Below are 25,633 nucleotides of genomic sequence, written 5' to 3' on the forward strand. Positions count from 1 at the left end.
GCCCGTGCGTCGCGCACCGGGACGCGCGGGTCGAGGTGGAGAATGGACCGTCGTCCCGGCAGCCGGGCGCGCCGCGACGAGCGGTGCGCGACGGCCCGCGGACCGAACCGATCCCCACCGCCAGGGCCTCCCGGCCCCGGCCCGTCCCGGACGAGGAGCGTGCCCGTGCAGGACGTCGCGGTCGTCATCGGCCTCCTGCTGGCGTGCCTCGTCGCCCTGGTGCTCGTGCTCGTCGCCCGCCGGGAGGCCGCGGCGGTCCGCCGGCAGGCGCTCGAGGACGTGCAGTCCATCCGCGACGAGGCCCGCGCCTCCCTGGCGGACGCGCAGCGTCGCGAGGCCCGCGCCACCGAGCGTGAGGAGTCCGCGACGGCCGCGGAGCGCGCGGCCACGACGCGCGAACGGGCGGCCGCCGAGCAGGAGCGAGCGGCCGCCGCGGCGCGGGACGCCGCGGAGGAGCTCCGGCGTGCCGCGGCGGACGCGCGGGGGACCGCAGAGCGCGAGCTCGCGGGCGTGCGGGACGCGGCCGCGCGCGAGGCGGCGGAGGTACGGTCCCGCGCCGAGCGGGAAGCCCTCGAGCAGCTGGAGGCGGCGTCGGGGCTGACCGCCGAGGAGGCGCGCGCCGAGCTGGTGCGGCGGCTCACGGCGGAGGCCCAGGCCGCGGCGGCGGCGACGGTCCGCCGCGTCGAGGCGCAGGCCCGGCGCACCGCGGACGCCCGGGCGCGCAGGGTGCTCGCGACGGCCGCGCAGCGCACGGCGGTCGCCACGAGCAGCCAGAGCACGGTGACGCTGCTCCCGCTGCCGTCGGACGAGATGAAGGGCCGGATCATCGGCAAGGAGGGTCGCAACATCCGGCTGTTCGAGGCCCTCACCGGGGTGAACGTGCTGGTCGACGAGACCCCGGACACCGTGGTGCTGTCGTGCTTCGACGCGGACCGCCGCGAGGTCGCCCAGGTGGCGCTCGAGGCGCTCATGGCCGACGGGCGGATCAACCCGCAGCGCATCGAGGCGGCGTACGCCGAGGCGGTCGCCGGCGCCGACGACCGCGCGGACGAGGCCGGCCTCGCGGCCGCGGAGCGCGCCGGCGTCCGCGGTCTGGACGCCGAGCTGGTGCGCGTGCTGGGCCGGCTGCGCCTGCGGACGTCGTTCGGGCAGAACGTGCTGGACCACGTCGTGGAGACCGCGTTGCTGGCCGCGCAGGTCGCCGGCGAACTCGGCGCCGACGTCGAGGTCGCCCGCCGCGCCGCGCTGCTGCACGACGTGGGCAAGGCGCTCACCGGGGAGGTGCCCGGCACGCACGCGACGGTCGGCGCCGCGCTGGCGGAACGTCACGGCGAGTCGCCCGCGGTCGTGAACGGCATCGCCGCCCACCACGACGAGGTCCCGGCCGAGACCGTCGAGGCGGTGCTCGTCCAGGTGGCGGACGCGATGTCCGCGTCCCGCCCGGGTGCCCGCCGCGAGGACGTCGACCAGCACGTCGAGCGGCTGGAGAAGCTGGAGGAGCTCGTCGCCGGCCACGCGGGCGTGCGCCGGGCGCTCGCCATGGCGGCCGGGCGCGAGATGCGGGTCGTCGTGGAGCCGTCGCAGGTCCCGGACACCGACCTCGGGCGGCTCGCGGTGGAGATCGCCCGGCACATCGAGCGCGACCTGTCCTACCCGGGCGAGATCACGGTGACGGTGGTGCGCGAGGTGCGCGCGAGCGCGACCGCCGGCTGAACGACGGACGGTGCCGGTCGGCCGCGCCGCGGGGTCGTCAGACCGCCGAGCCGGCGCCCCCACGGCCCCCGCCGGCGGTCGCGGCCGCCGCCGCGGTGAGCGCCGGGTCCGCGCCGGCGCGCCCGGCGGTGCGCGTGCTGCGGCCCTGCAGCCACACCGCGAGCCGCGTCAGCGACAGGTTGACCACGAGGTAGGTGCCCGCGCCGAGCACGAACAGCGCCACGTAGTACCGGTTCCCGAAGTACTGGGCGTTGTTCTGCATGGCCTTGAGCAGCTCGGGGTAGCCGACGATGAACCCGAGCGACGAGTCCTTGAGCAGCACGACGAGCTGGGCGACGAGGCTCGGGAGCATGGTCCGCACCGCCTGGGGGAGCAGCACGAGGCGCATCGTCTGCCACCGCGAGAGCCCGATCGCCGCGGCCGCCTCCGACTGTCCGCGCGGCAGCGACGCCAGGCCCGCCCGCAGGATCTCGGCGATGATCGCCATGTTGTACACGGTGAGGCCGAACACCACGGCGGCGAACGCGTCCCACCCGAAGCCGAGCAGCGCGAACAGCATCATCAGCAGCACGGGCAGGCCGCGGAACAGCTCGATGACGACGGTCGCGGGCGCGCGCAGCCAGCCGATCCGCGTGGTGCGCCACATCGCGAGCAGCAGCCCGAGCACCAGGGCGAGCGGCGCGGCGACCACCGCCGCGCGCAGGGTCGCGCCGAGCCCGACGACGACCATGGAGCGCCACACGTCCTCGGCGGTCTGGTTCTTGGGCGGGTCGTACAGGACGTCCCAGCGGTCGGCCCCGAACAGGCCGCGCTGCTCCGCGTACCGGTAGGCCAGGGCGAGCAGGACGATCAGCACGAGCGCGCCGGCGACCGAGCCGATGCGCTCGCGCCGGCGGGCGCGCGGGCCGGGCTGGTCGTACAGGACGGAGCTCATCGCGGGCCCCTCTCGGGCTCGTGGGTGCGGCGGTCGTGGCGGGTCGGGGTCACCGGGCGAACGCCACCTTCCGCTCGAGCACCCCGGCGAGGTAGCCGGCCGGGATGGTGATGACGAGGTAGAACACCGCGACCCCGGCGAGCGCCTGGATGGCCTCGGCGGGGTTCGCGAGGGCGACGCGGCGGCCGGCGGCGGTGAGCTCGACGACGGCGAACCCGGCCGCGACGGAGGTGTTCTTCGCGAGCGCGATGAGGACGTTGATCAGCGGCGGCACCACGGTCCGCACCGCCTGCGGCAGCACCACGAGCCCGAGGGTCTGCCCGAAGGTCAGCCCGATGGCGCGGGCGGCCTCCGCCTGCCCGACCGGGACGCCGTTGATCCCGGACCGCACCGCCTCGCAGACGAACGCCGACGTGTAGGCGGACAGCGCGATGACGGCCGTCCAGAACCCGAGCGGCGGCAGGATCCCGAACTGCGGTGCGACGAACACGAGGAAGAAGAACACGAGGGTCAGCGGCGTGTTGCGCAGCAGCTCCACCCAGGCGACGGCCGCGCCGCGCAGGGTCGGCAGCGGCGACACGCGCAGCGCGGCGAGGACGGTGCCGGCCACGAGCGCGAGGGCGCCGGCCAGCAGCGTGAGCTGCAGCGTCAGCCGGAAGCCGCTGAGGTAGGCCGGCAGGTTGTCGGCGATCAGGTCCACGCAGTGCCCTCCAGGGAGGCGTCGGGGAGCGGGCCGGGTGGCGCCGGGCGGGGTCGCCCGGCGCCACCCGCGGCGTCAGTACCGGTCGACCGCCGGCGGCTCCGGCGTCGGCAGGACGGTGCCGGCCGTGGCCTCCCACGCCTCGGTCCACGTGCCGTCCTCGTACGACTCCTCGAGCACGTCGTTGATCCACATCCGGAAGTCGGTGTCGTCGAGCGCGAGCCCGATGCCGTACGGCTCCTCGGTGAAGGGCTCGCCGCGCACCTCGAAGGTGGGGTCGTCCGCCGCGAACCCGGCGAGGATCACGTTGTCCGTGCTCATCGCGTCGACCTGGCCGCCGCGCAGCGGCTCGAGGCAGTCGGAGTACGCGCCGAACGGCACGACCTCGGTGTCCGGGAAGTTCTCGAGCAGGTTCGCCTCGGGCGTCGAGCCGGAGACGGTGCAGACCTTCTTCCCGGCGAGGTCGTCCGGGCCCTGGATGTCCTCGTTCTCCGCGAGCGTGAGGATCGACTGCCCGGCCTCGTAGTACGGGCCGGCGAACGACACGACCTCCTTGCGCTCGTCGTTGATCGTGTACGTCGCGATGACGATGTCGACCTGGCCGGACTGGATGAACGACTCCCGGTTGGAGGAGATGGTCTCGGTCCACTGGATGCCGTCCTCGGGGATGCCGAGCGCACCGGCGATGATCCGGCCGATCTCGACGTCGAAGCCCTCGGGCGTGCCGTCCGGCCCGACCAGCCCGAACAGCGGCTGGTCGAACTTGGTGCCGATCGTGATGGAGCCGGCCTCGGCGAGCTCCGCCATCGTGGACCCCTCGGGGAAGTCGGCGGCGTCGACGTCGGAGACCTCCGGGCTGGCCCCGTCGCCGTCGTCCGAGCCGCCGCAGGCGGTCAGGGCGAGGACGGAGGCGGCGGCGAGGGCGATCGGTCCTGCGGTGCGGGTTCTCATCGGGCTGTCTCCTTGCGTCGCGTGCGTGTCGGTCGGTGTCGTGTCGGTTCCGGTCGGTGCGGTCGGTGCGGTGGTGCCGTGGTGGTCGGGTCGCAGGGGCGGGGGACGGGCTGCCGGGCCGCGCAGGACGCGGTGGCCGGTCAGTGGGTGAGGATCTTCGACAGGAAGTCGCGGGCGCGGTCGCTGCGCGGGGCCGTGAAGAACGTCTCGGGGTCGGCCTCCTCGACGACCGCGCCGCCGTCCATGAAGACGACCCGGTCGGCCGCACGGCGGGCGAACCCCATCTCGTGCGTGACGACGACCATGGTCATGCCCTCGCCGGCGAGGGACACCATGACGTCGAGCACCTCGTTGATCATCTCGGGGTCGAGGGCGGAGGTCGGCTCGTCGAACAGCATGACCTTCGGCTCCATGGCGAGCGCGCGGGCGATCGCGACGCGCTGCTGCTGCCCGCCGGAGAGCTGGGCGGGCAGCTTGCGGGCCTGGCTCGCGACGCCGACGCGCTCGAGCAGCTCCATCGCGCGCTCCCGGGCCTCGGACGCCCCGAGGCGCCGCACCTTGCGCAGGCCGAGCGTGACGTTCTGCAGGACCGTGCGGTGCGCGAACAGGTTGAACGACTGGAACACCATGCCGACGTCGGCGCGCAGCCGCGCGAGGTCGCGTCCCTCCGCGGGCAGCGGCTGGCCGTCCAGGGTGATCGTGCCGGACTCGATGGTCTCGAGCCGGTTGATCGTGCGGCAGAGCGTCGACTTGCCGGAGCCGGACGGGCCGATGACGACGACCACCTCGCCGCGGTGCACGGTGAGGCTGACGTCCTGCAGCACGTGCAGGTCGCCGAAGTGCTTGTTGACGTGGTCCAGGACGACGAGGGGCTCGCCGCCGTGCGGGCGTGCTGCTGCGGGGGCCGGGGCCGGGTCGGGCTGCGCCATCCTCGGAACCTAGGCGGCGGATGTGACAGCCGCCACCCGTTCAGGTCACGGGACGGTCACAGGATCGCCGTGACCGGGTCCGTCGGGCGGCGTCCGCGCACCGGCTCGCCGCCGCCCGCGGGGGCCCGCGGGGGACGGACGTACCCTTGTCCGCGATGAGCACGACGACCACGCCCCCCGCCGCGACCGGCCTCGCGGACCTCGCCGTCCCGACCGCCGGCGCCGCCCCGCGCACCTACCTCGTGAAGACGCTCGGGTGCCAGATGAACGTGCACGACTCCGAGCACATGGCGGGCATGCTCGAGCAGGCCGGCTACGTCGCCGCGTCGCCGGAGGCCGCCGCCGCGGAGGACGCCGACGTCATCGTCATCAACACCTGCGCGGTGCGCGAGAACGCCGCCGACCGCCTGTACGGCAACCTCGGCCGGCTCGCGGGGGCCAAGCGCACCCGCCCGGGCGGGATGCAGATCGCCGTGGGCGGCTGCCTCGCCCAGAAGGACCGCTCCGGGATCGTCGAGCGCGCGCCCTGGGTGGACGTCGTGTTCGGCACCCACAACCTCGACGTGCTCCCGGTGCTGCTGGAGCGGGCGCGCCACAACCGGGCCGCCGAGGTCGAGATCGAGGAGTCGCTCAAGGTCTTCCCCTCGACGCTGCCGACCCGCCGCGAGTCGGTCTACGCCGGCTGGGTGTCGATCAGCGTCGGGTGCAACAACACGTGCACGTTCTGCATCGTGCCGCACCTGCGGGGCAAGGAGCGCGACCGGCGTCCGGGCGAGGTGCTCGCCGAGGTCTCCGCGCTGGTGGAGCAGGGCGCGATCGAGGTGACGCTGCTCGGGCAGAACGTGAACTCCTACGGCGTCGAGTTCGGCGACCGCGGGGCGTTCGCGAAGCTGCTGCGCGCCGCCGGCGCCACCCCCGGCCTCGAGCGGCTGCGGTTCACCTCCCCGCACCCGGCGGCGTTCACCGACGACGTCATCGCGGCTATGGCGGAGACGCCCGCCGTCATGCCGAGCCTGCACATGCCCCTGCAGTCCGGCTCCGACCGGATCCTGCGGGCGATGCGGCGGTCCTACCGGTCGGAGAAGTTCCTGGGCATCCTCGACCGGGTCCGCGAGCGGATGCCGCACGCCGCGATCACGACCGACATCATCGTCGGGTTCCCGGGGGAGACCGAGGAGGACTTCGCGGAGACGCTGCGGGTCGTCGAGGCGTCCCGGTTCTCGTCCGCGTTCACGTTCCAGTACTCGCCGCGCCCCGGCACCCCCGCGGCCGACCTGCCCGACCAGCTGCCGAAGGCCGTCGTGCAGGAGCGCTACGAGCGCCTGGTCGCGCTGCAGGACCGGATCGCGCTCGAGGAGATGCAGGCCCAGGTCGGCCGCACCGTCGAGGTGCTGCTGGCCGAGGGCGAGGGGCGCAAGGACGGCGAGACCCGGCGCCTGTCCGGTCGCGCCGCCGACAACCGCCTCGTGCACCTCGCCGTGCCGGACGGCCTGGACCCCGCCGACGCGCCCCGGCCCGGCGACCTGGTGACGGTCGACATCACCCGGGCGGCGCCCCACCACCTGGAGGCGGACTCCGGGGCGCTCGGTGGCACGTTCGCGGTGCGCCGAACCCGCGCGGGCGACGCGTGGGAGCGTCGCGCGCAGGGCGGGGACGACCACGCGCACGGCGGTGCGGGTGACGCGTGCGGCACCGGGGCGGGCTCGGGCGGACCGGCGGCGCCGGTGCTGCTGGGCCTGCCGACGGTCGGCACCGGACCGCGCTGAGGCGCGCTGAGCCGCGCGGGGGACGACCCCTGCGCGGGTGCCGCACGGCGTCGCTCCGGTACTGCGCGCGGTGTCAGACCTGCGGCGGCAGCAGCGTCTCGAACGACGCGAACGCCTGCACCCCGGTGCCGAGGCCGCACGACACGAGCTGGTCGAGCTGCTCGTCCGTGACGCCGTGCTCCAGGTCGGTCGACACCTCGCTGTACACCGCGACCTGGCCCTCTTCTTCGCGGAGGTAGAGCTTCGGCCAGATGCGCTCGCGGTTCCAGTCGTTCAGGGCGAGCGCGACGGCCCGCCGGCCGTCCACCGGGAGCTGGCGGTGCCACCGGCCCCGGACCTGCAGGATCTCCTCGTGCTCGCCGAGCAGCAGGAACCAGAACCGCGAGTCGTTCCAGACGCCGGTCAGGTCGCCGTCCTCGTCCACGCGGAAGTGGTAGCCCCGCGCGGACAGCGCCGCCGCGACGCGGTCGCGGGTGAGCGGCGTGGGCCGGGCCTGCGGGGCGACCCGCCGCTCACCGGTGCCCTGCGGCGTGCGCGGCGCGAGGACGCGGGAGAGCCACCCCGGCGTGCGCGCCGTCACGGTGCCGCCGCCGCGGGGTCCGGGTACAGCTCGTCGATCGCGTCGAAGAACGTGCTGGACGTCGAGACGCCGCAGAACAGCAGCTGGCTGAGCTGCTCGTCGGTCGCGCCGTGCTCGAGGTCGGTGGAGACCTCCGCGACGACGTGGACCATGCCGTTGTCGCGGACCCGCACGTACGCCTTCGGCCAGATCCGCTCGGCGTTCCACTCGGTGCAGGCGTCGAGCACCTCCTCGAGGCGCTCGATCGCGATCTCCCGGTTCCACTGCCCGCGGACCTGGAGGATCTCCTGCTGGTCGCCGAACAGGAAGAAGTAGAACAGCCGTCCCCGCCACAGGCCGCCGAGGTCGCCGTCGTTGTCGACGAAGTAGTGGAAGTCGTGCTCCTCGAACCACCGCTGCACCCGCTCGGGCGTCAGCGGCGTGGGCCGGCCGTCGTCGACGGTGACCGCGGCACCAGCCCCCGCCGGGCGCCCGCCGCGACCTGCCACGGGCGCACCGGGACGCCCCCCGGGCTGCGGCGCAGGACCCGGCCGGTCCGGGTCGCGGCGCGACCGGCGATTCCGGAACAGACCCATGCCGGAAACCCTACCCGGGGCCGCCGACGACGCCAGGGATCGCACCCGCGGGCGTGGGCGGGCCGCCGCACGCCGCGGCGAGTGGGCTTAGGCTCGATCGGGCAGGGGCGGCGCGGCCACCACCTGCACCGACGCCAAGCAGCGGCGCCGACGGGCGCCGCACGAGACTGAGGACGGACATGGGGTTCTTCACCAAGCCGGAGGCCACGGGTTCGGCGCCCGCCACCGAGGCGCTGACGCACGACCGGATCACGGCCGTGCTGGACGCCCGGGACATGCGCTACGGGGTCGACGACGACGGCGACATCGGCGGCTACTGGGACGGGCACCTGTTCTACTTCTTCCGCCTCGGGGGCCAGCAGGAGTACCTGCAGGTCCGCGGCCGCTGGAACCGGAAGGTCTCCGTCGACGAGTACGCGCGCGTCGTCGACCTCGTCAACAGCTGGAACTCCGAGAAGCTCTGGCCGAAGGGCTACGTCCGCCCCGAGGGCGAGGTCGTCGGCGTCTACGCCGAGCACACCGTCGACTACGAGCACGGGCTGACGGACGAGCAGCTCGACCTGCACCTCGCGTGCGGCATCACCACCGCCCTGAGCCTGTTCGAGCACCTCGACGAGCAGTTCCCGGAGCAGGCCGCCACGGCGAAGGCGGAGCTCGAGGCGGAGTGACCGTGCCGCTCGAGCCCACCACCGGCCGGGCGTTCCAGGTCGACCTCCACGGCGTCGTCGACCTGCTCGCCCGGCACCTGTACTCCGGCCCCCGCGTGTACGTGCGCGAGCTGCTGCAGAACGGCGTCGACGCCATCACGGCGCGGCGTGCGGTGGACCCGGCGTGCCCGGCGACCGTGCGGCTGCGGCCGCTGGCGGACGGGTCGCTGGCGGTGGTGGACTCGGGCGTCGGCCTGACCCGCGCGGAGGCCGAGGAGCTGCTGGCGACCGTCGGCCGGTCGTCCAAGCGGGACCTCGACCTCGGGCTGGGCCGGGAGGAGTTCCTGGGGCAGTTCGGCATCGGCCTGCTGTCCGCGTTCATGGTCGCCGACGAGATCGAGCTGGTGTCGCGGTCCGCCCGGGACCCGGGTGCCGCCGCGATCCGCTGGCTCGGGCGCGCGGACGGCTCGTACGACCTGGCGGAGCTGCCCGCGGCGGACCTGCCGCCCGGGAGCACGGTGCTGCTGCGGCCGCGCCGGGACCTCGAGCACTGGCTCGCGGGGGAGACCGTGGCGGCGCTCGCGGCGGAGTTCGGGTCGCTGCTGCCCGTGGACGTGGCGGTGGAGGTGCCGCTCGGCGGGCCCGGCACGACGGGCGCGGGCGGCGCGGTCGGGGCGGGCGCGGTCGACGGTGACCCCGCCACCCGCACGCGGGTGCTCGCGGACGGCGGGGCGCGACCCGGGCACGCGTGGCGCCGTGTCACCGTCCCCGACCTGCCGTGGGCGCGGACGCACGCCGACGACGCCGCGCGCACCCGCGCGCTGGAGCGGTACTGCGAGCAGACCTTCGGCTTCACGCCGCTGGCGCACCTCGACCTGGAGGTGCCCCTCGCGGGGGTCACCGGCGTCGCGTTCGTGCTGCCGGCCGCGGTGCCGCCGGGCGGTGGCGGCACGCACCGCGTCTCCGTGAAGCGGATGCTGCTGGGCGCGCGCGTGGAGGGGCTGCTGCCCGAGTGGGCGTTCTTCGTGCGCTGCGCGATCGACGCCTCCGCGCTGCGGCCCACCGCGTCGCGCGAGCAGCTCTACACCGACGAGGTGCTGCTCGCGACGCAGGAGGCGCTCGCCGGGCAGGTCCGGGACTGGACCCTGCGCACGCTCGAGTCGGGGACGGCGCTCGCGCGGCAGTTCGTCGCCACGCACCACCTGGCGGTGCGGTCGCTCGCGCTCACGGACGACACGATGCTCGACCTCGCGGCGCGGATCCTGCCCTACGAGACGACGGACGGGACGCTGACCCTGGCCGAGGTCGCGCAGGAGCACGGCCGGGTCGTGTTCGCCCCGACGCTGGAGGACTACCGGCGGATCGCCCCCGTCGCGCGGGCGCAGGGCGTGGCGGTCGTGAACGCCGGCTACGTCTACGACGCCGACCTGCTGGCACGGCTCTCCGGGCGCAACCGCCTCGGCGTCGAGGTGCGCCCCCTCGGGGCGGGTGACATCGCCCAGGTGCTCGCCGCGCCGGCGCCGGAGCGGGAGCTGGAGACGCTCGACGCCGTGCGCGCGGCGGGCGCGGTGCTGCGCCCCCAGGACTGCGACGTCCTGCTGCGCACGTTCGAGCCGGCGGACCTGCCGGCCGTGCTCCTGCACGACCGGGACGGCGACCACCAGCGCGACCTGCACGCGGCGATGGCCGAGGCCGACGACGTGTGGAGCGACGTGCTCGCCGGGTTCGCCGAGCCCGCGCCCGCCCGCCGGCTCGTGCTCAACGACGCGAGCCCGGTGGTCCGGGACCTGCTGGCGGCCCCGCCCGGCGAGGTCGCGGCGGCCGGGGTCCGGTCGCTGTACGTCTCGGCGCTGCTGCTGGCCGGCGAGCCGCTGCGCGCCCGGGAGTCCGAGCTCATGACCGGGTCCCTGGCGGTGCTGCTGCGCGCCGGGCTCGGCGGCGCGGCCGGCCGGGGGACCGACGTCCCCGGCCGGGACCACCGGGACCACCGGGACGACCAGGACGCCGGGGGACCGGCAGGACAGGAGCGCGCGTGACCCGCACGCTGGACGACGCCAACCGCGAGATCACCCGGGTGCGGCAGATGCCGTACGGGCTCGCCCGGACGCAGGCCGCCGAGCGGCAGGTGCGGCTGGTCGACGCCGAGGGCCCGGACGCCGCCCGGGCGTACGCGCTGAGCACGCTCGTCGAGGCCTACCAGTGGGGCGGGGAGGTGGACCGGTCGTTCGTCGCGTTCGCCCGGCTGCTGCGCTGGTGGGACGAGCACCCGGAGCACTTCGACGCGCAGGACCGGCACGCGCTGTTCTGGTCGTTCAAGTGGATGGTCAGCGCGCTCGCGGACTTCCCGACGGTGCCCGCCGAGCAGATCGACCGGACGCTCGCCGACATGGAGCGTCGCTACGCGCTCGCCGGCAACGGCATGGACGCCGTCGCGTACGAGCGGTTCGCGTGGGCGCGCCAGCGGGGCGCCGCCGACGCGGAGGCGGCGTACCAGGCGTGGGTCGCCACGCCGCGGGACGACTGGTCCCAGTGCGAGGCGTGCGACCCCGGCGACCGCGCGGCGTGGCTGCTCGCGACGGACCGGGTCCCCGAGGGCATCCGCCTGATCGAGCAGACGCTCGCGCAGGACCCGTCGTGCGCGTCCGAGCCGGCCGACATGCTGTCGTACCTCGCGGAGGCCTACCTGGACACGGGCCGCCCCCGCGACGCCGCCCGGGCCCACCGGCGGGCCGTCGCCGCGCTGGCCGAGGCGGAGTCCGACATGGTCGGCGCCCGCGGCCGGCGCATCCGGCTGCTCGCCCGCGGCGGGCAGGCCGAGCGGACGCTGCGCGCGATCGAGGCGGACCAGCAGTACCTGACCGGCGGGGACACCCCGTACTCGCGCCTGGCGTTCTCGCGCCTCGTCGGGGCGGCGACCCACGTGCTGCGCCCGGAGCACGGCGACCACCCGCTGCGTCTGGACCGGGTCCCGGCCGCGACCGTCGCCGAGCTCGACGACTGGCTGCGCGCTCAGGCGGCGGAGCTCGCCGCGCGGTTCGACGCCCGCAACGGGACGCCGTCGGAGTCCGAGGCGGTCGAACGGGCGTGGCGGACCGAGCCCGCCGACGACGTGCTGGACCTCGACGTGCTGCCGCGCGGGCTCGGGAGCGCCGGTGCCACGGGGGCCGGTGCCGCGGGCGCCGGGTCACCGGCCGGCGCACCGGCGGGTGACCCGGACCCCGCACCCGTGGACGAGGTCGGCGCGCACGGCGCGGGTCGGGGGACGCACGCGCAGCACGCCGCCCCCGACGCGCTCGTCGCGGAGGCCGAGCGCCTCGTCGCGGCGGGAGACCCGGAGGCGGCCGCCGCCGCGTACCTCGACGCCGCCGTCGCGGCCGAGCACGCGGGGCTGCTCGCGGACTCCGGCTTCGCCTACGCCGAGGCCGCGCACTGCGCCCAGGTGCTCGGCGACGACGACGGGGCGTCGGCGGGCTACGCCGCGGCGATCCCGCGCCTGCGCGCCGGGGGCCTGCCGCCCGCGGCGCTCGCCCCGGTGGTCGTGCAGTGGGCGCGCGCGGCCGCCGCCACCGGCGACGCCGCCGCCGTGCTGAGCGAGACGGACGACCTGACCGCGGCTCTCGCCGCGCGCCTGGACGCACCGCCCTCCGCGGACGAGGACCGCGCGGAGGCCCTGGTCGCGCGGGAGCAGGCGGCCGACCGCCGCGCCGCGGCCGACCTGGAGGACGCCGCCGCCCGGCTGCTGGCCACGCTCGGCGGCGACGGCCGCGCGCAGGACGCCGCGGCACGTGCGCAGCGGGCCGCCGAGGCGTACGCCGCGCTCGGTGCGCCTGCCGACGCCGCGCACGCCTTCTGGCTGGCCGGTCGCCTGCACGACGGGCTCGGCCGCGTCGACGAGGCCGTGTGGCACCTGGAGTCCGCCGTCGAGGGCTTCACCGCCGCCCGGCAGCGGGGCCCGCGGGGCGAGGCCGCGAACGACCTGGTCGACGTGCTGCGCCGCTCCGGGCAGGACGCCCGGGCCGACGAGCTCGCGCGCTCGCTGACGTCCTGAGCCGGGGCCGCGCGGACGCCGGGCGGCGGGATACGGTCGGGGGGTGCGACCGGCCGTGGTGTTCCTGCCCGACACGGCGCTGCTCGTCCCCGGCGCGGCCGGCCGGGAGGACCCCGCGTCCGCGCTGCGCGAGGAGGCGCTCGCGCTGCTCGGCGCGGCGGTTCCCGGCCTGACGCCTGACGTGCCCGCCGATCCGGCCGCCGGCGTGCCCGCCGATCCGGCGACCGGCGTACCGGCCGGGCGGGCTGCCGGCGTGCCGGCCGGGCGGGCCGCGTCCGCCCCGGTGCTCGTCGTCGCACCGGGGCACGCGCACCGGACGCTGCGCCACCCGGTCGCGACCGGCCTCGGTGCGGCCGGCCTCGGTGCGGGTGCGGACGCACCGTCCGGGCCCGCCGCCCGCCGCGCCGACGTGCCGGCGTCGGTCGCGCTGACGCTGCTGCGCGCCTCCGGCGTGACGGCCGCCGTCGACGTGGTCGAGCTCCCGCGCGACCCCGGCGGCGACGCGCCGGACGTCCGGGGCGTCCCGGACGTCCCGGCGGGGGTGGTGCTGCTGGTCGTGGTCGGCTCGCCGAGCGCCCGGCACGGCGACGCGGCGCCGCTGGCGGAGGACCCCGCGCGGCGGACGCCGACGCCGCGCTGCTGGCCGGGCTGGCCGGCGGTCCCGCGGCGCTGGCGCAGGCGCTGGACGCGCTCGGCCCGCGGGCGGCCCGCGAGCTCGCGGTGTCCGCGTGGCCGACGTGGCGCGCGGCCGCCGCCGCGGCGGAGGGGCCCGTGCGGGTGTCCGGGCCGCGGGCCGAGGTCGTCGCGGGCGCGTGGCACGTCGTCGCGGCCTGGCACCCGGCCGGGCACGCGGCCGGGCACCCTGCCGCGCAGGAGGCCCCGTGACCCTCGTCGTCGCTGTCGTCGGCCCGACGGCCACCGGCAAGTCCGACCTCGGCCTGGCGCTCGCGGAGCGCCTCGGGGGCGAGGTCGTCAACGCCGACGCGCTGCAGCTCTACCGGGGGCTGGACATCGGCACCGCGAAGCTGGCGCCGGCCGAGCGCCGCGGCGTCCCGCACCACCTGCTCGACGTGCTGGACCCCACGGAGGACGCGAGCGTCGCCGCCTACCAGCGCGACGCCCGCGCGGCCGTGGCCGACATCGGGGCGCGCGGCCGGCGGCCCGTCGTGGTCGGCGGCTCGGGGCTCTACGTCCGGGCCCTGCTCGACCGCATCGAGTTCCCGGGCACCGACCCGGAGGTCCGCGCCCGGCTCGAGGCCCGCGTCGAGGCGGAGGGTGCCCGCGCGCTGCACGCGGAGCTGGCGGCCGTCGACCCCGTGGCGGCGGACAGCATCGGACCGCGCAACGCCCGGCGGATCGTGCGCGCGCTGGAGGTGGTCGCGCTGACCGGCAGGCCGTACTCCGCGAACCTGCCGGGGCACGACTACGCCGTCCCGGCGGTGCAGATCGGGCTCGACTGCGACCGGGGGGTGCTCGACGCGCGGGTCGAGGCCCGGGTCGACCGGATGTGGGCGGCCGGGCTCGTCGACGAGGTGCGCGGGCTCGTGAAGAGCGGGATCGGCCGGACCGCGGCCCGCGCCGTGGGGTACGCGGAGGTGATCGCGGCGCTGCGGGGCGAGATCACGCTGGACGAGGCCCGCGCGCAGGTCGTCGCCGGGACGCGGCGTCTCGCCCGCAAGCAGATGGGGTGGTTCGGGCGCGACCCCCGGGTGCACTGGCTGGACGCCCAGGACCCGGACCTGCCGGAGCGCGCGCTCGCCCTGGTGGCGGCCGCGGACGCCGGTGAGCTCGGCCTCGCCACGGCCGACCCGGCGCCCCGCCGTAGTCTGGGTTCATGACCGTCCCCACCGCCGCGCCCGCGACCGCCACCTCCTCCCGGGTGCTGCACGCGACCAAGGGGCACGGCACCCAGAACGACTTCGTGCTGCTGGACGGCCGCGACGGCGTCGACCTCGACGCGGCGCTCGTCCGGGCGCTCGCCGACCGGCGCGCGGGCGTGGGGGCGGACGGCGTGATCCGGCTGGTCGCCAGCGGCGACCTGCCCGAGGGTGTCGCCGTGCTCGCCGAGGACCCCGCCGCCACGTGGTTCATGGACTACCGCAACGCCGACGGCTCCGTGGCGGAGATGTGCGGCAACGGTGTCCGGGTGGTCGCGGCCTACGCGCGGGCGCTCGGGCTCTGGGACCCCGCGGAGGGCGAGCTCGTGCTCGGCACGCGCGCCGGCGTCCGCCGCGTCCGCGAGGTCGAGGGGCCGGCCGGCGAGCTCTGGTACGCCGTCGACATGGGCGCGTGGCGCCTGCCGGGCGGCACCGGGGCGGCGTCCGCCGGCTTCGACGCCCAGGTCGCGGTGGCCGGACTCGACGTGCCCCGGCCGGCGCTCGGCGTCGACCTCGGGAACCCGCACACCGTGCTCGCGCTCGCCGGGGACGCCGAGCTGGACGACGCCGACCTCACGCGGGCGCCGGCCGTCGAGCCGGTGCCGCCGCACGGCACCAACGTCGAGCTCGTCGTGCCCCTCGGCGAGGAGCGGGACGCCGACGGCACCGTGCTGGGACGCCTCCGGATGCGGGTGCACGAGCGGGGCGTGGGGGAGACCCGGTCCTGCGGCACCGGCGCCTGCGCCGCGGCGCTCGCCGTGCGCACGTGGGCCGGGCCGCAGGCGCCCGACGTGTGGCTGGTCGACGTCCCCGGCGGCACGGTGCGGGTCACGGCGCTCGCGGACGGCCACGTCGAGCTCGCCGGGCCCGCGGTGCTCGTCGCGGACGTCGACGTCGACGTCGCGGCGCTCGCGGGCTGAGCACGGGCGCAGGACCGGGCGCCGGCCGTCCGGGAACACCACGGCGGCGACGAGGCGTTCCGACTCCGTGACCCCCGATCCCCGGCCGCGTGACGCCGACACGCCGGCGCGTGAAGTGCTGCCGCCGTCCGGCGCGCTCCCGCCTGGCGCCACCGCGGCGGACGCGGCGGGGCAGCCCCTCGACGCGGGCGCGCTGCGCCACCCGCTCGGTGCCGCGGCCACGTTCGTGCAGCTCTCGTCGGCGTTCTGCGCCCCGTGCCGCGCGACCCGCCGGATCCTCGAGCGCGTCGTCGCGACGACCGAGGGCGTCGCCCACGTCGAGGTCGACGTCGCGGACCGGGCCGACCTCGCCGAGCGGTTCGCGGTGACGCGGACGCCGACGGTCGTGCTGCTCGACGGCGGCGGGCGGCCCGTGGCGCGCGTGACCGGCGTGCCGTCGCTCGCGCAGGCCCGTGCGGCGGTGGCCGCCGTCGCCGGCTGACGCCGGCCGCCGGTCAGCCCGCGGCGACCACCCGCAGCACCCGGAAGCCCCGGGACGTGGCGACGCGGTCGACGTCCGCCTCGCCCCCCAGCTCCTCGCCCAGCCAGCGCAGCAGGGAGTCCGACCCGAGGTTCTTGGCGACGACCAGGTACGCCTCACCACCGGGGACGAGCCGGCGCAGCCACTGGCGGAGCATCGCGTGCAGGGTCTCCTTGCCCACCCGGATCGGCGGGTTCGACCAGATCGCCGCGAACCGCACGTCGTCCGGGACGTCCTCGGGGCGCACCGCGCGCACCCCGGCGAGCCCGTGCGCCGCCGCGTTGCGGCGCGTGAGGTCGAGGGCGCGCTCGTTGACGTCGACCGCCCACACGCGGGCCGCGGGGGACGCCAGCGCGAGGCTCAGCGCGACCGGCCCCCACCCGCACCCGAGGTCCAGCAGGTCGCCGGCGCGGGGCGGCGCGGGCACGTGGCGCAGCAGCACCTCGGTCCCCGCGTCGAGGTGGTCCGGGGAGAACACGCCGCCCGCCGTCCCGACGTCCAGGTCCCGGCCGGCCAGGTGCACGGTGCGGCGCCGGAGCTCGCCGTCCGACGCGGGCTCGGCCGTGAAGTAGTGCTCGGGGCTCACGTCCGCGACCCTACCGGCGTCCGCCGGTGGCGAATTGCCTCGCGCGGCCCCCTGGGGCGCGCGACACTGGACACCGGGCGCCGACGACGGACGCCCGTCGCCGACACCGAAGGACGCGCGTGACCGATCCCCAGACCCCCCCGACCCGCGAGCAGGACGTCACGGACGCACCGGGGGACCCGCAGCAGGCCGCGCGGGACGCCCAGCGGGTCGCCGACGACGTCGTCGCACGCGTGCTGGCCCGGGCGGGCACGGCGCTCCAGGACGGCGCGACCGTCCACACCGCGCACGACGGGGAGCAGCTCGACCTCGAGGAGCGCACGTCGCTGCGCCGGGTGGCGGGGCTCTCGACGGAGCTCCAGGACGTCACCGAGGTCGAGTACCGGCAGCTCCGGCTGGAGCGCGTGGTGCTCGTCGGCCTCTGGGGCGGCCCGGGCACGACGCAGGAGACCGCCGAGATCTCGCTGCGGGAGCTCGCGGCGCTCGCCGAGACGGCCGGCTCCGAGGTGCTGGACGGGCTGCTGCAGCGCCGGTCCACGCCCGACCCCGGCACGTACCTCGGGTCCGGCAAGGCCGCGGAGCTCGCGGGCGTCGTCCTGGCCGTCGGCGCGGACACCGTCGTCGTCGACGGGGAGCTGGCGCCCTCGCAGCGCCGCGCGCTCGAGGACGTCGTCAAGGTGAAGGTCGTCGACCGGACCGCCCTGATCCTCGACATCTTCGCCCAGCACGCCAAGTCGCGGGAGGGCAAGGCGCAGGTCGAGCTCGCGCAGCTCGAGTACCTGCTCCCGCGCCTGCGCGGCTGGGGCGAGTCGATGTCCCGGCAGGCGGGTGGCCAGGTCGGCGGCGCCGGGGCCGGCATGGGCTCCCGCGGACCCGGTGAGACGAAGATCGAGCTGGACCGCCGCCGCATCCGCAACCGGATGGCCAAGCTGCGCCGCGAGATCGCCGCGATGGAGCCCGCCCGGCAGACCAAGCGGGCGTCCCGGAAGAAGAACGCGATCCCGTCGGTGGCGATCGCCGGCTACACCAACGCCGGCAAGTCCTCGCTGCTGAACCGGCTCACCGACGCCGGCGTCCTCGTGGAGAACGCGCTGTTCGCCACGCTGGACCCGACCGTGCGCCGCGCCCAGGCCGCGGACGGCCGCGTGTACACCCTGGCGGACACGGTGGGCTTCGTCCGGAACCTGCCGCACCAGCTCGTGGAGGCCTTCCGGTCGACGCTCGAGGAGGTCGCCGACGCTGACCTGGTGCTGCACGTCGTGGACGCCTCGCACCCCGACCCGGAGGGGCAGATCGCCGCGGTGCGGCACGTGTTCGCCGACATCCCGGGCGCGATGGACGTGCCCGAGATCATCGTGCTGAACAAGGCCGACCTCGCCGAGCCGGAGGCGCTCGCCCGCCTGCGCTCGCGCGAGCACGGCGCGGTCGTCGTCTCGGCGCACACCGGCGACGGGATCGACGAGCTCCAGGCGGTCATCGCCGACCAGCTCCCGCGCCCGGGCGTCACGGTCGACGTCGTGATCCCGTACGACCGCGGCGACCTGGTCCACCGGGTGCACGAGACCGGTGAGATCGACGCGGAGGAGCACACCGAGCTCGGGACGGCGCTGCGCGGGCGGGTCGACGCCGGCCTCGCGTCCGAGCTGGCGGCCGCAGCGGTCCGCGGCCGCTGACGCCCGTCGACGACGCCGCGTGCGGGGCTGTCGGCGCGCGCGACTACCCTGTCCGGGTGCCTGATCCAGCCCCGGACGTCGACCACCTCCTCGACGTGGCGGTGGCGGCGCTCGGCGGTGCGCCGCGCGAGGGCCAGCGGCGCATGGCCCGGGAGGTCGCCGACGCCATCGAGGCCGGCCGGCACGTGATGGTCCAGGCGGGCACCGGCACCGGGAAGTCGCTCGGGTACCTGGTGCCGTCGGTCCGGCACGCCGTGCTGGCCGACGAGCGCGTCGTGGTCTCGACGGCCACGCTCGCCCTGCAGCGTCAGGTCATGACGCGCGACCTGCCGCTCGTCGCGGACGCGCTCGCCCCGGAGCTGCCGCGGCCCCCGCAGGTCGCCCTGCTGAAGGGCTGGCACAACTACGTCTGCGTGCACAAGACCGCGGGCGGCTACCCGCCGGACGACCAGGGCATGCTGTTCGACCTGGGGGACCGCGGTGCGGCGGACCACCCCGCGACCGCGGAGGCGACGGACGGCGAGCCCGCGGAGAAGGAGTCGCTCGGGGCCCAGGTGGTCCGGCTGCGGGAGTGGGCGGAGGCCACGGAGACCGGCGACCGGGACGACCTGGTGCCCGGCGTCGGTGACCGCGCGTGGCGGCAGGTCTCCGTGACGGCGCTGGAGTGCCTGGGGCAGCGGTGCCCGGTGCTCGACGAGTGCTTCCCCGAGCGCGCGCGGGCCGCGGCGCGGTCCGCCGACGTCGTCGTGACGAACCACGCGATGCTCGGGATCGCGGCGTCCGGCTCGCCCGGCGTGCTGCCCGAGCACCAGGTGCTCGTGGTCGACGAGGCGCACGAGCTCGCCGACCGCGTCACGGCGCAGTCGACCGCGGAGCTGTCGGTGGCCACCGTCGAGCACGCCGGGCGGATCGCGCGCCGCCACGCCGGTGTCGCGACGACCGACCTCGACGGTGCCGCCGCGGCGCTCGGCACCGCCCTCATGCAGCTGCCCGAGGGCCGGTTCGCCCAGGGGCTGCCGGAGGGCACGCGCGCCACCGTGGCGATGGTGCGGGACGCCGCGCGGTCGCTGCTCACCGCCCTGCGTCCGGAGAAGCCCGCCGCGGGCGAGAGCGCCCAGCCGGACCCGGGCCTGAAGATCGCGACGTCCGCGGTGCTGGCGCTGTTCGAGGTGGCCGAGCGGATGGCGGCGGACCCCGACGACCAGCGGTTCACCGTCCTGTGGTGCTCTCGCGGGGAGCGCGACGGGGCGACCCGGCTGTACGCGGCGCCCCTCGCGGTGAACGGCCTGATCCGCACGAACCTGCTGGCCGGGAGGGCGTCCGTGCTGACCTCGGCCACGCTCAGCCTCGGCGGGGAGTTCCGGCCGATGGCGCGGGCGATCGGCCTCGAGGGGGCGGGCGAGGCGGCCGCCGCGACGGCCTCCGTGGCGACGCCCGCGGCGGTGCTCGGGGCGCCGGGCGGGAGCGAGGGGACGGACGCGGGGGGTGCGGCGTCCGCGGGGGAGGCGTCCGCTCGCGGGCGGGCGGGCGCCGAGGGGACCGGGTCGTCCGCGACCGCGACACTGCCCTGGCACGGCGTGGACGTCGGCAGCCCGTTCGACTACCCGCGCCAGGGCATCCTCTACATCGCGCGCCGCCTGCCGCCCCCCGGGCGCGAGCCGGCGACCGACGCGCAGCTCGACGAGATCGAGGCGCTCGTCACGGCCGCCGGCGGCCGGACCCTCGGGCTGTTCTCGTCGCGCCGCGCCGCGGTGGCCGTCGGCGAGGCGATGCGCGAGCGGCTGGACGTCCCGGTGCTCGTGCAGGGCGAGGACCAGCTCCCGACGCTGGTGCGGCGGTTCGCGGAGGACGAGGCCACGTGCCTGTTCGGCACCCTGTCGCTCTGGCAGGGCGTCGACGTCCCGGGCCGGGCGAACCAGCTCGTGATCATCGACCGCATCCCGTTCCCGCGCCCGGACGACCCCGTGCGGTCGGCCCGCTCCGAGGCCGTCGCCGCGGCCGGGGGCAACGGGTTCATGTCCGTCGCGGCCACCCACGCGGCGCTGCTGCTCGCGCAGGGGGCCGGGCGCCTCATCCGGTCCGTGGACGACCGGGGCGTCGTCGCCGTCCTCGACCCGCGTCTCGCCACGGCGCGGTACGGGGAGTTCCTGGCGCGGTCGCTGCCGGCGTTCTGGCGCACCACGGACCGCGAGGTCGCGCTCGGGGCGCTGCGCCGGCTCGCGCAGCCCTGATCGCGCGTCCGGGCCCGCGCGGGCCCGTGACGTGCGTCGCAGCCGAGCGGACGCACAGCCGGCCCGGGGGCGGCTAGCCTCGTGCGCAGCAGCGCGCCGACCGGCGCCGACGCAGCACCAGCACCACCGGGAGGACCGCCGTGAGCGATCAGACGAACGACGTCGAGGGCGACGAGCTCGGACTGCCGGGGACCGCCGCCGGACCGCGCCGCACCACCAAGCTCGCCGTCGTGGGCGCGGGCGCCGTCGGGTCGACCATGGCGTACGCGGCGCTGATGCGCGGCGCGGCCCGCAGCGTGGTGCTGTACGACATCAACAAGGCCAAGGTGGAGGCGGAGGCGCTCGACCTGGGCCACGGCATCCAGTTCATGCCGATGGCCGAGGTGGTCGGGTCCGACGACATCGCCGCGTGCGCGGACGCGGACGTCGTCATGGTCACCGCCGGGGCGAAGCAGAAGCCGGGCCAGACCCGCATCGACCTGGCCGAGGCCACGATCTCGCTGGTCAAGAAGATCCTGCCGTCGCTCGTCGAGGTGGCGCCGAACGCGGTGTACGTGATGGTGACCAACCCGGTCGACATCGTGACGTACGCGGCGCTGCGGGTGTCCGGCCTGCCGCCGACCCAGCTCTTCGGCTCCGGGACCGTCCTGGACTCCTCCCGGCTGCGGTACCTCATCGCGCAGTACACCGGCGTCGCCGTGCAGAACGTGCACGCGTACATCGCGGGCGAGCACGGCGACACCGAGCTGCCGCTGTGGTCGTCCGCCACGATCGGTGGTGTCCCGCTGCTCGACTGGAACGCGATGGACGGCCACGTGCCGCTGACGCGCGAGGTGCGCGACTCGATCGCCCGCGAGGTGGTCGACTCCGCGTACCGGATCATCGCCGGCAAGGGCGCGACCAACTACGCGGTGGCGCTGGCCGGGTCCCGGATCATCGAGGCGATCGTCAAGGACGAGCGGCGGATCCTGCCCGTGTCGTCGCTGCTGGACGGCTACCACGGCATCTCGGACGTGTGCCTCTCGGTGCCGTCGGTGGTGGGGCGCTCCGGCGTGGGCGAGCGGCTCCAGGTGCCGATGTCGACGGACGAGCTCGCGGGGCTCAAGCGCTCGGCCGAGTCGCTGCGGGCGGTGGCGCGGCGCTTCGGGCTCTGAGCGACCGCGGCGCCGGGTCTCAGACGCGCCCGGTCGCGCCACGCGGCCGGACGTGGGGGTGCTCGACGCCCGAGGCCGCGGTGCGCAGTGCGGCGAGCGCGGCGGCGACCGCCGGGACCCGCGCCGTCCCGGGTGCCGCGACGGCCTCGACGACGCGCGACGTCCCGGGGCGCGCCGGGTGGACCGTGACGCCGGGGTGCGGCAGGGCGGCGAGCGCGAGCCCGGGCAGCGTCGCCACCCCGAGCCCCGCGCGGACCAGCCCGAGCACGGCCAGGTAGTCGTCGGTGGCGAAGTCCACCCGGGGCGCGAACCCGGCGCGCGCGCACGCGCCCACGAGCTGCGCGCGGCACTGCGGGCAGCCGGCGATCCACGGGCGGTCCGCGAGCGTGCCGAGCGCCACCGGCTCCCCGGACCGGCGGCCGTCGGCGGCAGGCAGCACCACGAGGACGTCGTCGTCCAGCAGCGGCACCCGGAGCAGGCCGCGGCCCTCCCCGTCGTCCGGCGGCGCGGCGTCCGCGGCGCGGAACGTCAGGGCGACGTCGACCCTGCCGGCGGCGAGCTCGGCGAGCGCCTCGGGCGGCTCCGCCTCGGCGAACGTCGTGCTCAGGCCGGGGTGCTCGGCACGGAGCGCGGCGAGCGCGGCGGGCAGCAGGGTGGCGGCGCCCGAGGGGAACGCGGCGACGCGCACCCGCCCGGCCCGCAGCGACGCCACGGCCGCGACCTCCTCCAGCGTCGCGTCGAGCGCCGACTGCACGGCGGCGGCGTTCCGCGCGAGCACCAGGCCGGCCTCCGTCAGGCGCACGCCACGCCCCGCGCGGACGACGACCGGCGTGCCGACCGCCCGCTCCACCGCCCGGAGCTGCTGGCTGGCGGCGGGCTGCGTCAGCCCGAGGGAGCGCGCGGCGGCGGTCACGCTGCCGGTGTCGTGCACCGCGCGGACGAGGCGGAGGGCGGCGGCGTCGAGCGGTCGGGGCGACATCCTTGGAGCATAAGCTAGACGCATGGGTACGGGAGAAACTGGCGCTTGTCCGCATGATCGTCTCCGGGCAGAGTCTCCGGCATGCGATCCCTCGACGAGCTGCGCGCCGACTTCGACCCCGCGCCGGGCTACCTGAACGCCGCGACCGCGGGCGTCGCGCCGCGGCGGACGGTGCAGGCGCTCCGGGACGACCTGGACCGCTGGGGCGGCGGCCGGCTCGACGTGCCGGGCTACGAGGCGGCCGTCCGCGCCGCGCGCGCGTCGTTCGCGCACCTCGTGGGCGTGCCCGTGACACGCGTCGCGATCGGGTCGCAGGTCTCGGCGATGACGTCGCTCGTCGCGGGCTCCCTCCCGGACGGCGCGCGGGTCGTCTGCGTGGACGGCGACTTCACGTCCGTGGTGTTCCCGTTCCTCGCGCAGGGCGACCGGATCCGGGTCGAGCACGTGCCGGCCACGCGGCTGGCCGAGGCGGTCGTGCCCGGCGTGGACCTCGTGGCCTACGCACTGGTCCAGTCGGCCACGGGGGAGGTGCTCGACGACGAGGCCGTGGTCGCGGCGGCGCGCTCGGCCGGTGCCCGCACGCTGTGCGACCTGACGCAGGCGGCCGGGTGGCTCCCCGTGGACGCGGGCCGGTACGACGTGTCCGTCACGGCCGCGTACAAGTGGCTCTGCGCCCCGCGCGGCACCGGGTTCCTCACCGTGCGCGAGGAGGCGCAGGACGGGCTGCGACCCGCGCAGGCGGGCTGGTACGCCGGCGAGGACCCGTGGGCCTCCTGCTACGGGCCCGCGATGCACCTGGCGTCCGACGCGCGCCGGTACGACGTCTCCCCGGCCTGGCAGGCGTGGCTCGGTGCCGCGGAGTCGCTCGACGCGTTCGCCACGACCGACCCCGCCGCCGTGCGGGCGCACGGGGTCGGCCTCGCGGACGCCCTCCGCGCGGGGCTGGGTCTGGAGCCCGGCGGGTCCGCCGTCGTCAGCCTCGCGGACCCGGACGGCAGCCGCCTGGCCGCCCTGGGCGCGGCCGGGTGCCGCGTTGCCGGGCGGGCCGGGCGCGTCCGGCTCGCCTTCCACGTCTGGAACGACGAGGAGGACGTCGCGCGCGCCCTCGCGGCGCTGACGTCGACGGGCGGGGACGCCGCGGCCTGAGCGCGGCGGGTCGCCCGAGGGGCGGTCGACGTCCGCGGGCGTCCCCGGCCCGGTGGTCCGGGCGGGCGCCGCCGCCGAGGTCCGGGCGGCGTCGCGGCGGGCGCCGCTACAGCGCGCGCAGCACCGAGACGACGCGGCCGAGCACCTGGGCGTGGTCGCCGTCGATCGGCGAGTACGCGGGGTTCTGCGGCATCAGCCAGACGTGGCCGTCGGTGCGCTTGAGCGTCTTGACGGTCGCCTCGCCGTCGAGCATCGCGGCGACGATCTCGCCGTTCTCGGCCACGGGCTGGCGGCGGACGACGACCCAGTCGCCGTCGCAGATCGCGGCGTCGACCATCGAGTCGCCGACGACCTTGAGCAGGAACAGGTCGCCGGCGCCGACGAGCTGGCGGGGGAGCGGGAAGACGTCCTCGACCAGCTGCTCGGCGAGGATGGGCCCGCCGGCGGCGATCCGGCCGACCACCGGCACGTAGGCCGCCTCGGGCACGCCGTCGCGGGGGGCGCTGTCCTCGTCGCCGAGGCCCGCGACGCCCGGCAGGGGGGCGACGCCGCGTGAGTCGTCCGGCTGGACGACCTCGATGGCGCGCGGCCGGTTGGGGTCGCGTCGCAGGTAGCCCTTGCGCTCGAGCGCGGTCAGCTGGTGCTTGACGCTCGACGGGCTCGTGAGGCCGACGGCGTCGCCGATCTCGCGCATGCTCGGCGGGTAGCCGCGGGACTCGACCGAGGCCCGCACGGTCTCCAGCACCAGGCGCTGCCGCGGGGTCAGCCCGTCGCCCTCCGCGTCGAGCTCGACCACGGCAGGCCCGTCTGCCGCGCCCGCCGTCGCGCCGGATCCCTCGATGGCCATCTCCGCTCCCGTCTCCGTGGCGCCGGTGCCTGCCGCACCCGTCCGCCGAGCCGGGCGACCGCGCAGGTCACGGGGCTGCGGACCCACCCGGCGGCGTCCGCCCGGCGGTCGTGTCAGACCCTCGTGGTGCGCTGTTCCCGACGTCCCCGAGCGTAGGGCGCGCGGACGGGTGGATCAAACACCTGTTCGATCGTGTCTCGACATCGCGCTCCGGGTGTGGTTCAGTTCGTACAGACGTTCGAACGAACAGGTGTTCGACGGGTCGCGAGGCGGCCCAGGAGGGAAGTGGTGGAGATGAGCGCCATCGCAGTGCAGCCGCGACTCGGGACGCGTCCCGTGGCCGAGCGGCCGGCCCGTCCTCGTCCTGCCGCGATGGGCCCGGTGACGGCGCGGTCCGCCGGCCGGGAGCGCACCGCCGCGCGTCCGTCCGCCGCCCCCGAGGCGACGCTGCACCTGACGCGCCGGGGTCGCGCGGTCCTGCTCCTCCTGGCCCTGCTCGTGGTGCTCGGAGGGGTCGTCGGTGGCCGCGCGGTGGCGGACGGTCCGCAGCAGGCGACCGAGGTCACGACCCACGCCGTGGTGGCCGGCGAGACGCTCTGGCAGATCGCCGCCGACGTGGCGGCCCCGGGCGAGGATGTGCGCGACGTCGTGCTGCGGCTCCAGGAGCTCAACAGCCTGCCGGACGCCTCGCTGATGGCGGGTCAGGTGCTGCTGCTGCCTGCGGGCTCCTGACCTGCTGGTCCGGTGCATCCGGGCCGCCGTGAATAACGGCACGGGACGCTTGCGTAATTGGGACGCCTGCCTCTACTGTGGTGCCACCTCGAACGGCTGGCTGGGGGGCTCGCCGCGAGGGACGC

The 25,633-nt window shown here is 76.7% G+C and carries 23 protein-coding genes; 14 read left to right on the plus strand and 9 right to left on the minus strand.

Annotated elements, in window-relative coordinates; translation table 11 throughout:
* Positions 1-159 precede the first annotated feature (159 nt).
* A complete protein-coding gene (gene rny / locus P9841_RS18440) occupies positions 160-1,713 on the plus strand; it encodes a ribonuclease Y (RefSeq protein WP_283320014.1) in 1,554 nt (517 codons plus the stop codon).
* 37 nt (positions 1,714-1,750) lie between these two features.
* On the opposite strand, the gene P9841_RS18445 is transcribed toward rny, so the two are convergent.
* The 4 genes from P9841_RS18445 to P9841_RS18460 form a co-directional block, all read right to left on the minus strand.
* Positions 1,751-2,647, minus strand: coding sequence for an amino acid ABC transporter permease (locus P9841_RS18445; protein WP_283320015.1), 897 nt, complete (start codon positions 2,645-2,647; stop codon positions 1,751-1,753).
* 49 nt (positions 2,648-2,696) lie between these two features.
* Positions 2,697-3,347 (minus strand): amino acid ABC transporter permease, encoded by a 651-nt coding sequence (locus tag P9841_RS18450; protein ID WP_283320016.1) that lies wholly within the window; start codon positions 3,345-3,347, stop codon positions 2,697-2,699.
* Between the two features lie 75 nt (positions 3,348-3,422).
* Positions 3,423-4,298, minus strand: a complete 876-nt coding sequence (locus P9841_RS18455; protein ID WP_283320017.1) for a glutamate ABC transporter substrate-binding protein — start codon at positions 4,296-4,298, stop codon at positions 3,423-3,425.
* A 140-nt stretch (positions 4,299-4,438) separates the two neighbouring features.
* Positions 4,439-5,227: an amino acid ABC transporter ATP-binding protein gene (locus tag P9841_RS18460; RefSeq protein WP_283320018.1), complete on the minus strand. Its 789-nt coding sequence runs from the start codon at positions 5,225-5,227 to the stop codon at positions 4,439-4,441.
* Positions 5,228-5,382: 155 nt separating this feature from the next.
* On the opposite strand from P9841_RS18460, the gene miaB reads away from it, so the two are divergent.
* Positions 5,383-6,993 carry a tRNA (N6-isopentenyl adenosine(37)-C2)-methylthiotransferase MiaB gene (miaB, locus tag P9841_RS18465; RefSeq protein ID WP_283320019.1) on the plus strand — a complete coding sequence of 537 codons (1,611 nt, stop codon included), beginning with the start codon at positions 5,383-5,385 and terminating at the stop codon, positions 6,991-6,993.
* A gap of 73 nt (positions 6,994-7,066) precedes the next feature.
* Here miaB and P9841_RS18470 read toward each other — a convergent pair whose 3' ends face one another.
* Positions 7,067-7,573: a type III secretion system chaperone family protein gene (locus P9841_RS18470; RefSeq protein WP_283320020.1), complete on the minus strand. Its 507-nt coding sequence runs from the start codon at positions 7,571-7,573 to the stop codon at positions 7,067-7,069.
* Positions 7,570-8,061, minus strand: coding sequence for a type III secretion system chaperone family protein (locus P9841_RS18475; RefSeq protein ID WP_283320021.1), 492 nt, complete (start codon positions 8,059-8,061; stop codon positions 7,570-7,572). Before P9841_RS18475 ends, P9841_RS18470 begins: the two co-directional genes overlap by 4 nt.
* A gap of 266 nt (positions 8,062-8,327) precedes the next feature.
* On the opposite strand from P9841_RS18475, the gene P9841_RS18480 reads away from it, so the two are divergent.
* From P9841_RS18480 to P9841_RS18510, 7 genes are all read left to right on the plus strand, one after another.
* Positions 8,328-8,816 (plus strand): type III secretion system chaperone family protein, encoded by a 489-nt coding sequence (locus tag P9841_RS18480; protein ID WP_283320022.1) that lies wholly within the window; start codon positions 8,328-8,330, stop codon positions 8,814-8,816.
* A gap of 2 nt (positions 8,817-8,818) precedes the next feature.
* Positions 8,819-10,831 carry an ATP-binding protein gene (locus tag P9841_RS18485; protein WP_283320023.1) on the plus strand — a complete coding sequence of 671 codons (2,013 nt, stop codon included), beginning with the start codon at positions 8,819-8,821 and terminating at the stop codon, positions 10,829-10,831.
* Positions 10,828-12,843 (plus strand): hypothetical protein, encoded by a 2,016-nt coding sequence (locus P9841_RS18490; RefSeq protein ID WP_283320024.1) that lies wholly within the window; start codon positions 10,828-10,830, stop codon positions 12,841-12,843. The genes P9841_RS18485 and P9841_RS18490 overlap by 4 nt, the downstream gene beginning before the upstream one ends.
* A gap of 720 nt (positions 12,844-13,563) precedes the next feature.
* Positions 13,564-13,728, plus strand: coding sequence for a hypothetical protein (locus P9841_RS18495; protein ID WP_283320025.1), 165 nt, complete (start codon positions 13,564-13,566; stop codon positions 13,726-13,728).
* The gene (miaA, locus tag P9841_RS18500; protein ID WP_283320026.1) at positions 13,725-14,681 is read left to right on the plus strand and encodes a tRNA (adenosine(37)-N6)-dimethylallyltransferase MiaA; all 957 of its coding nucleotides are present in this window, start codon (positions 13,725-13,727) and stop codon (positions 14,679-14,681) included. The genes P9841_RS18495 and miaA overlap by 4 nt, the downstream gene beginning before the upstream one ends.
* Positions 14,678-15,640, plus strand: a complete 963-nt coding sequence (gene dapF / locus P9841_RS18505) for a diaminopimelate epimerase (RefSeq protein WP_283320027.1) — start codon at positions 14,678-14,680, stop codon at positions 15,638-15,640. The genes miaA and dapF overlap by 4 nt, the downstream gene beginning before the upstream one ends.
* 67 nt (positions 15,641-15,707) lie before the next feature.
* Positions 15,708-16,121, plus strand: coding sequence for a thioredoxin family protein (locus tag P9841_RS18510; protein WP_283320028.1), 414 nt, complete (start codon positions 15,708-15,710; stop codon positions 16,119-16,121).
* 13 nt (positions 16,122-16,134) lie between these two features.
* Here P9841_RS18510 and P9841_RS18515 read toward each other — a convergent pair whose 3' ends face one another.
* Complete coding sequence (locus P9841_RS18515) at positions 16,135-16,746, minus strand: class I SAM-dependent methyltransferase (protein WP_283320029.1); 612 nt, start codon at positions 16,744-16,746, stop codon at positions 16,135-16,137.
* A 119-nt stretch (positions 16,747-16,865) separates the two neighbouring features.
* On the opposite strand from P9841_RS18515, the gene hflX reads away from it, so the two are divergent.
* The 3 genes from hflX (at position 16,866) to P9841_RS18530 (ending at position 21,804) form a co-directional block, all read left to right on the plus strand.
* Positions 16,866-18,419: a GTPase HflX gene (gene hflX, locus P9841_RS18520; RefSeq protein WP_459349151.1), complete on the plus strand. Its 1,554-nt coding sequence runs from the start codon at positions 16,866-16,868 to the stop codon at positions 18,417-18,419.
* A gap of 56 nt (positions 18,420-18,475) precedes the next feature.
* On the plus strand, positions 18,476-20,650 hold the full coding sequence (locus tag P9841_RS18525) for an ATP-dependent DNA helicase (RefSeq protein WP_283320030.1): 2,175 nt from the start codon (positions 18,476-18,478) through the stop codon (positions 20,648-20,650).
* Positions 20,651-20,832: 182 nt separating this feature from the next.
* On the plus strand, positions 20,833-21,804 hold the full coding sequence (locus P9841_RS18530) for an L-lactate dehydrogenase (protein WP_255596361.1): 972 nt from the start codon (positions 20,833-20,835) through the stop codon (positions 21,802-21,804).
* Positions 21,805-21,823: 19 nt separating this feature from the next.
* On the opposite strand, the gene P9841_RS18535 is transcribed toward P9841_RS18530, so the two are convergent.
* Positions 21,824-22,783: a LysR family transcriptional regulator gene (locus P9841_RS18535; protein ID WP_283320031.1), complete on the minus strand. Its 960-nt coding sequence runs from the start codon at positions 22,781-22,783 to the stop codon at positions 21,824-21,826.
* Between the two features lie 81 nt (positions 22,784-22,864).
* Here P9841_RS18535 and P9841_RS18540 point away from each other — a divergent pair, with 81 nt between their 5' ends.
* Positions 22,865-23,929: an aminotransferase class V-fold PLP-dependent enzyme gene (locus P9841_RS18540; protein ID WP_283320032.1), complete on the plus strand. Its 1,065-nt coding sequence runs from the start codon at positions 22,865-22,867 to the stop codon at positions 23,927-23,929.
* A 106-nt stretch (positions 23,930-24,035) separates the two neighbouring features.
* Here P9841_RS18540 and lexA read toward each other — a convergent pair whose 3' ends face one another.
* Positions 24,036-24,776 carry a transcriptional repressor LexA gene (gene lexA, locus P9841_RS18545; protein WP_283320033.1) on the minus strand — a complete coding sequence of 247 codons (741 nt, stop codon included), beginning with the start codon at positions 24,774-24,776 and terminating at the stop codon, positions 24,036-24,038.
* 294 nt (positions 24,777-25,070) lie between these two features.
* Here lexA and P9841_RS18550 point away from each other — a divergent pair, with 294 nt between their 5' ends.
* Positions 25,071-25,508 carry a LysM peptidoglycan-binding domain-containing protein gene (locus tag P9841_RS18550; RefSeq protein ID WP_283320034.1) on the plus strand — a complete coding sequence of 146 codons (438 nt, stop codon included), beginning with the start codon at positions 25,071-25,073 and terminating at the stop codon, positions 25,506-25,508.
* The last annotated feature ends 125 nt before the right edge of the window (positions 25,509-25,633 follow it).

Source organism: Cellulomonas sp. ES6, assembly GCF_030053835.1.
Lineage (GTDB): Bacteria > Actinomycetota > Actinomycetes > Actinomycetales > Cellulomonadaceae > Cellulomonas.

Excerpts from the sequence above, each read along its gene's own strand:
- P9841_RS18445 (WP_283320015.1), bottom strand. The coding sequence starts at position 2,647 with ATGAGCTCCGTCCTGTACGACCAGCCCGGCCCGCGCGCCCGCCGGCGC.
- P9841_RS18455 (WP_283320017.1), bottom strand. The coding sequence starts at position 4,298 with ATGAGAACCCGCACCGCAGGACCGATCGCCCTCGCCGCCGCCTCCGTC.
- P9841_RS18460 (WP_283320018.1), bottom strand. The coding sequence starts at position 5,227 with ATGGCGCAGCCCGACCCGGCCCCGGCCCCCGCAGCAGCACGCCCGCAC.
- miaB (WP_283320019.1), top strand. The coding sequence starts at position 5,383 with ATGAGCACGACGACCACGCCCCCCGCCGCGACCGGCCTCGCGGACCTC.
- P9841_RS18480 (WP_283320022.1), top strand. The coding sequence starts at position 8,328 with ATGGGGTTCTTCACCAAGCCGGAGGCCACGGGTTCGGCGCCCGCCACC.
- dapF (WP_283320027.1), top strand. The coding sequence starts at position 14,678 with ATGACCGTCCCCACCGCCGCGCCCGCGACCGCCACCTCCTCCCGGGTG.
- P9841_RS18535 (WP_283320031.1), bottom strand. The coding sequence starts at position 22,783 with ATGTCGCCCCGACCGCTCGACGCCGCCGCCCTCCGCCTCGTCCGCGCG.
- P9841_RS18540 (WP_283320032.1), top strand. The coding sequence starts at position 22,865 with ATGCGATCCCTCGACGAGCTGCGCGCCGACTTCGACCCCGCGCCGGGC.
- lexA (WP_283320033.1), bottom strand. The coding sequence starts at position 24,776 with ATGGCCATCGAGGGATCCGGCGCGACGGCGGGCGCGGCAGACGGGCCT.
- P9841_RS18550 (WP_283320034.1), top strand. The coding sequence starts at position 25,071 with ATGAGCGCCATCGCAGTGCAGCCGCGACTCGGGACGCGTCCCGTGGCC.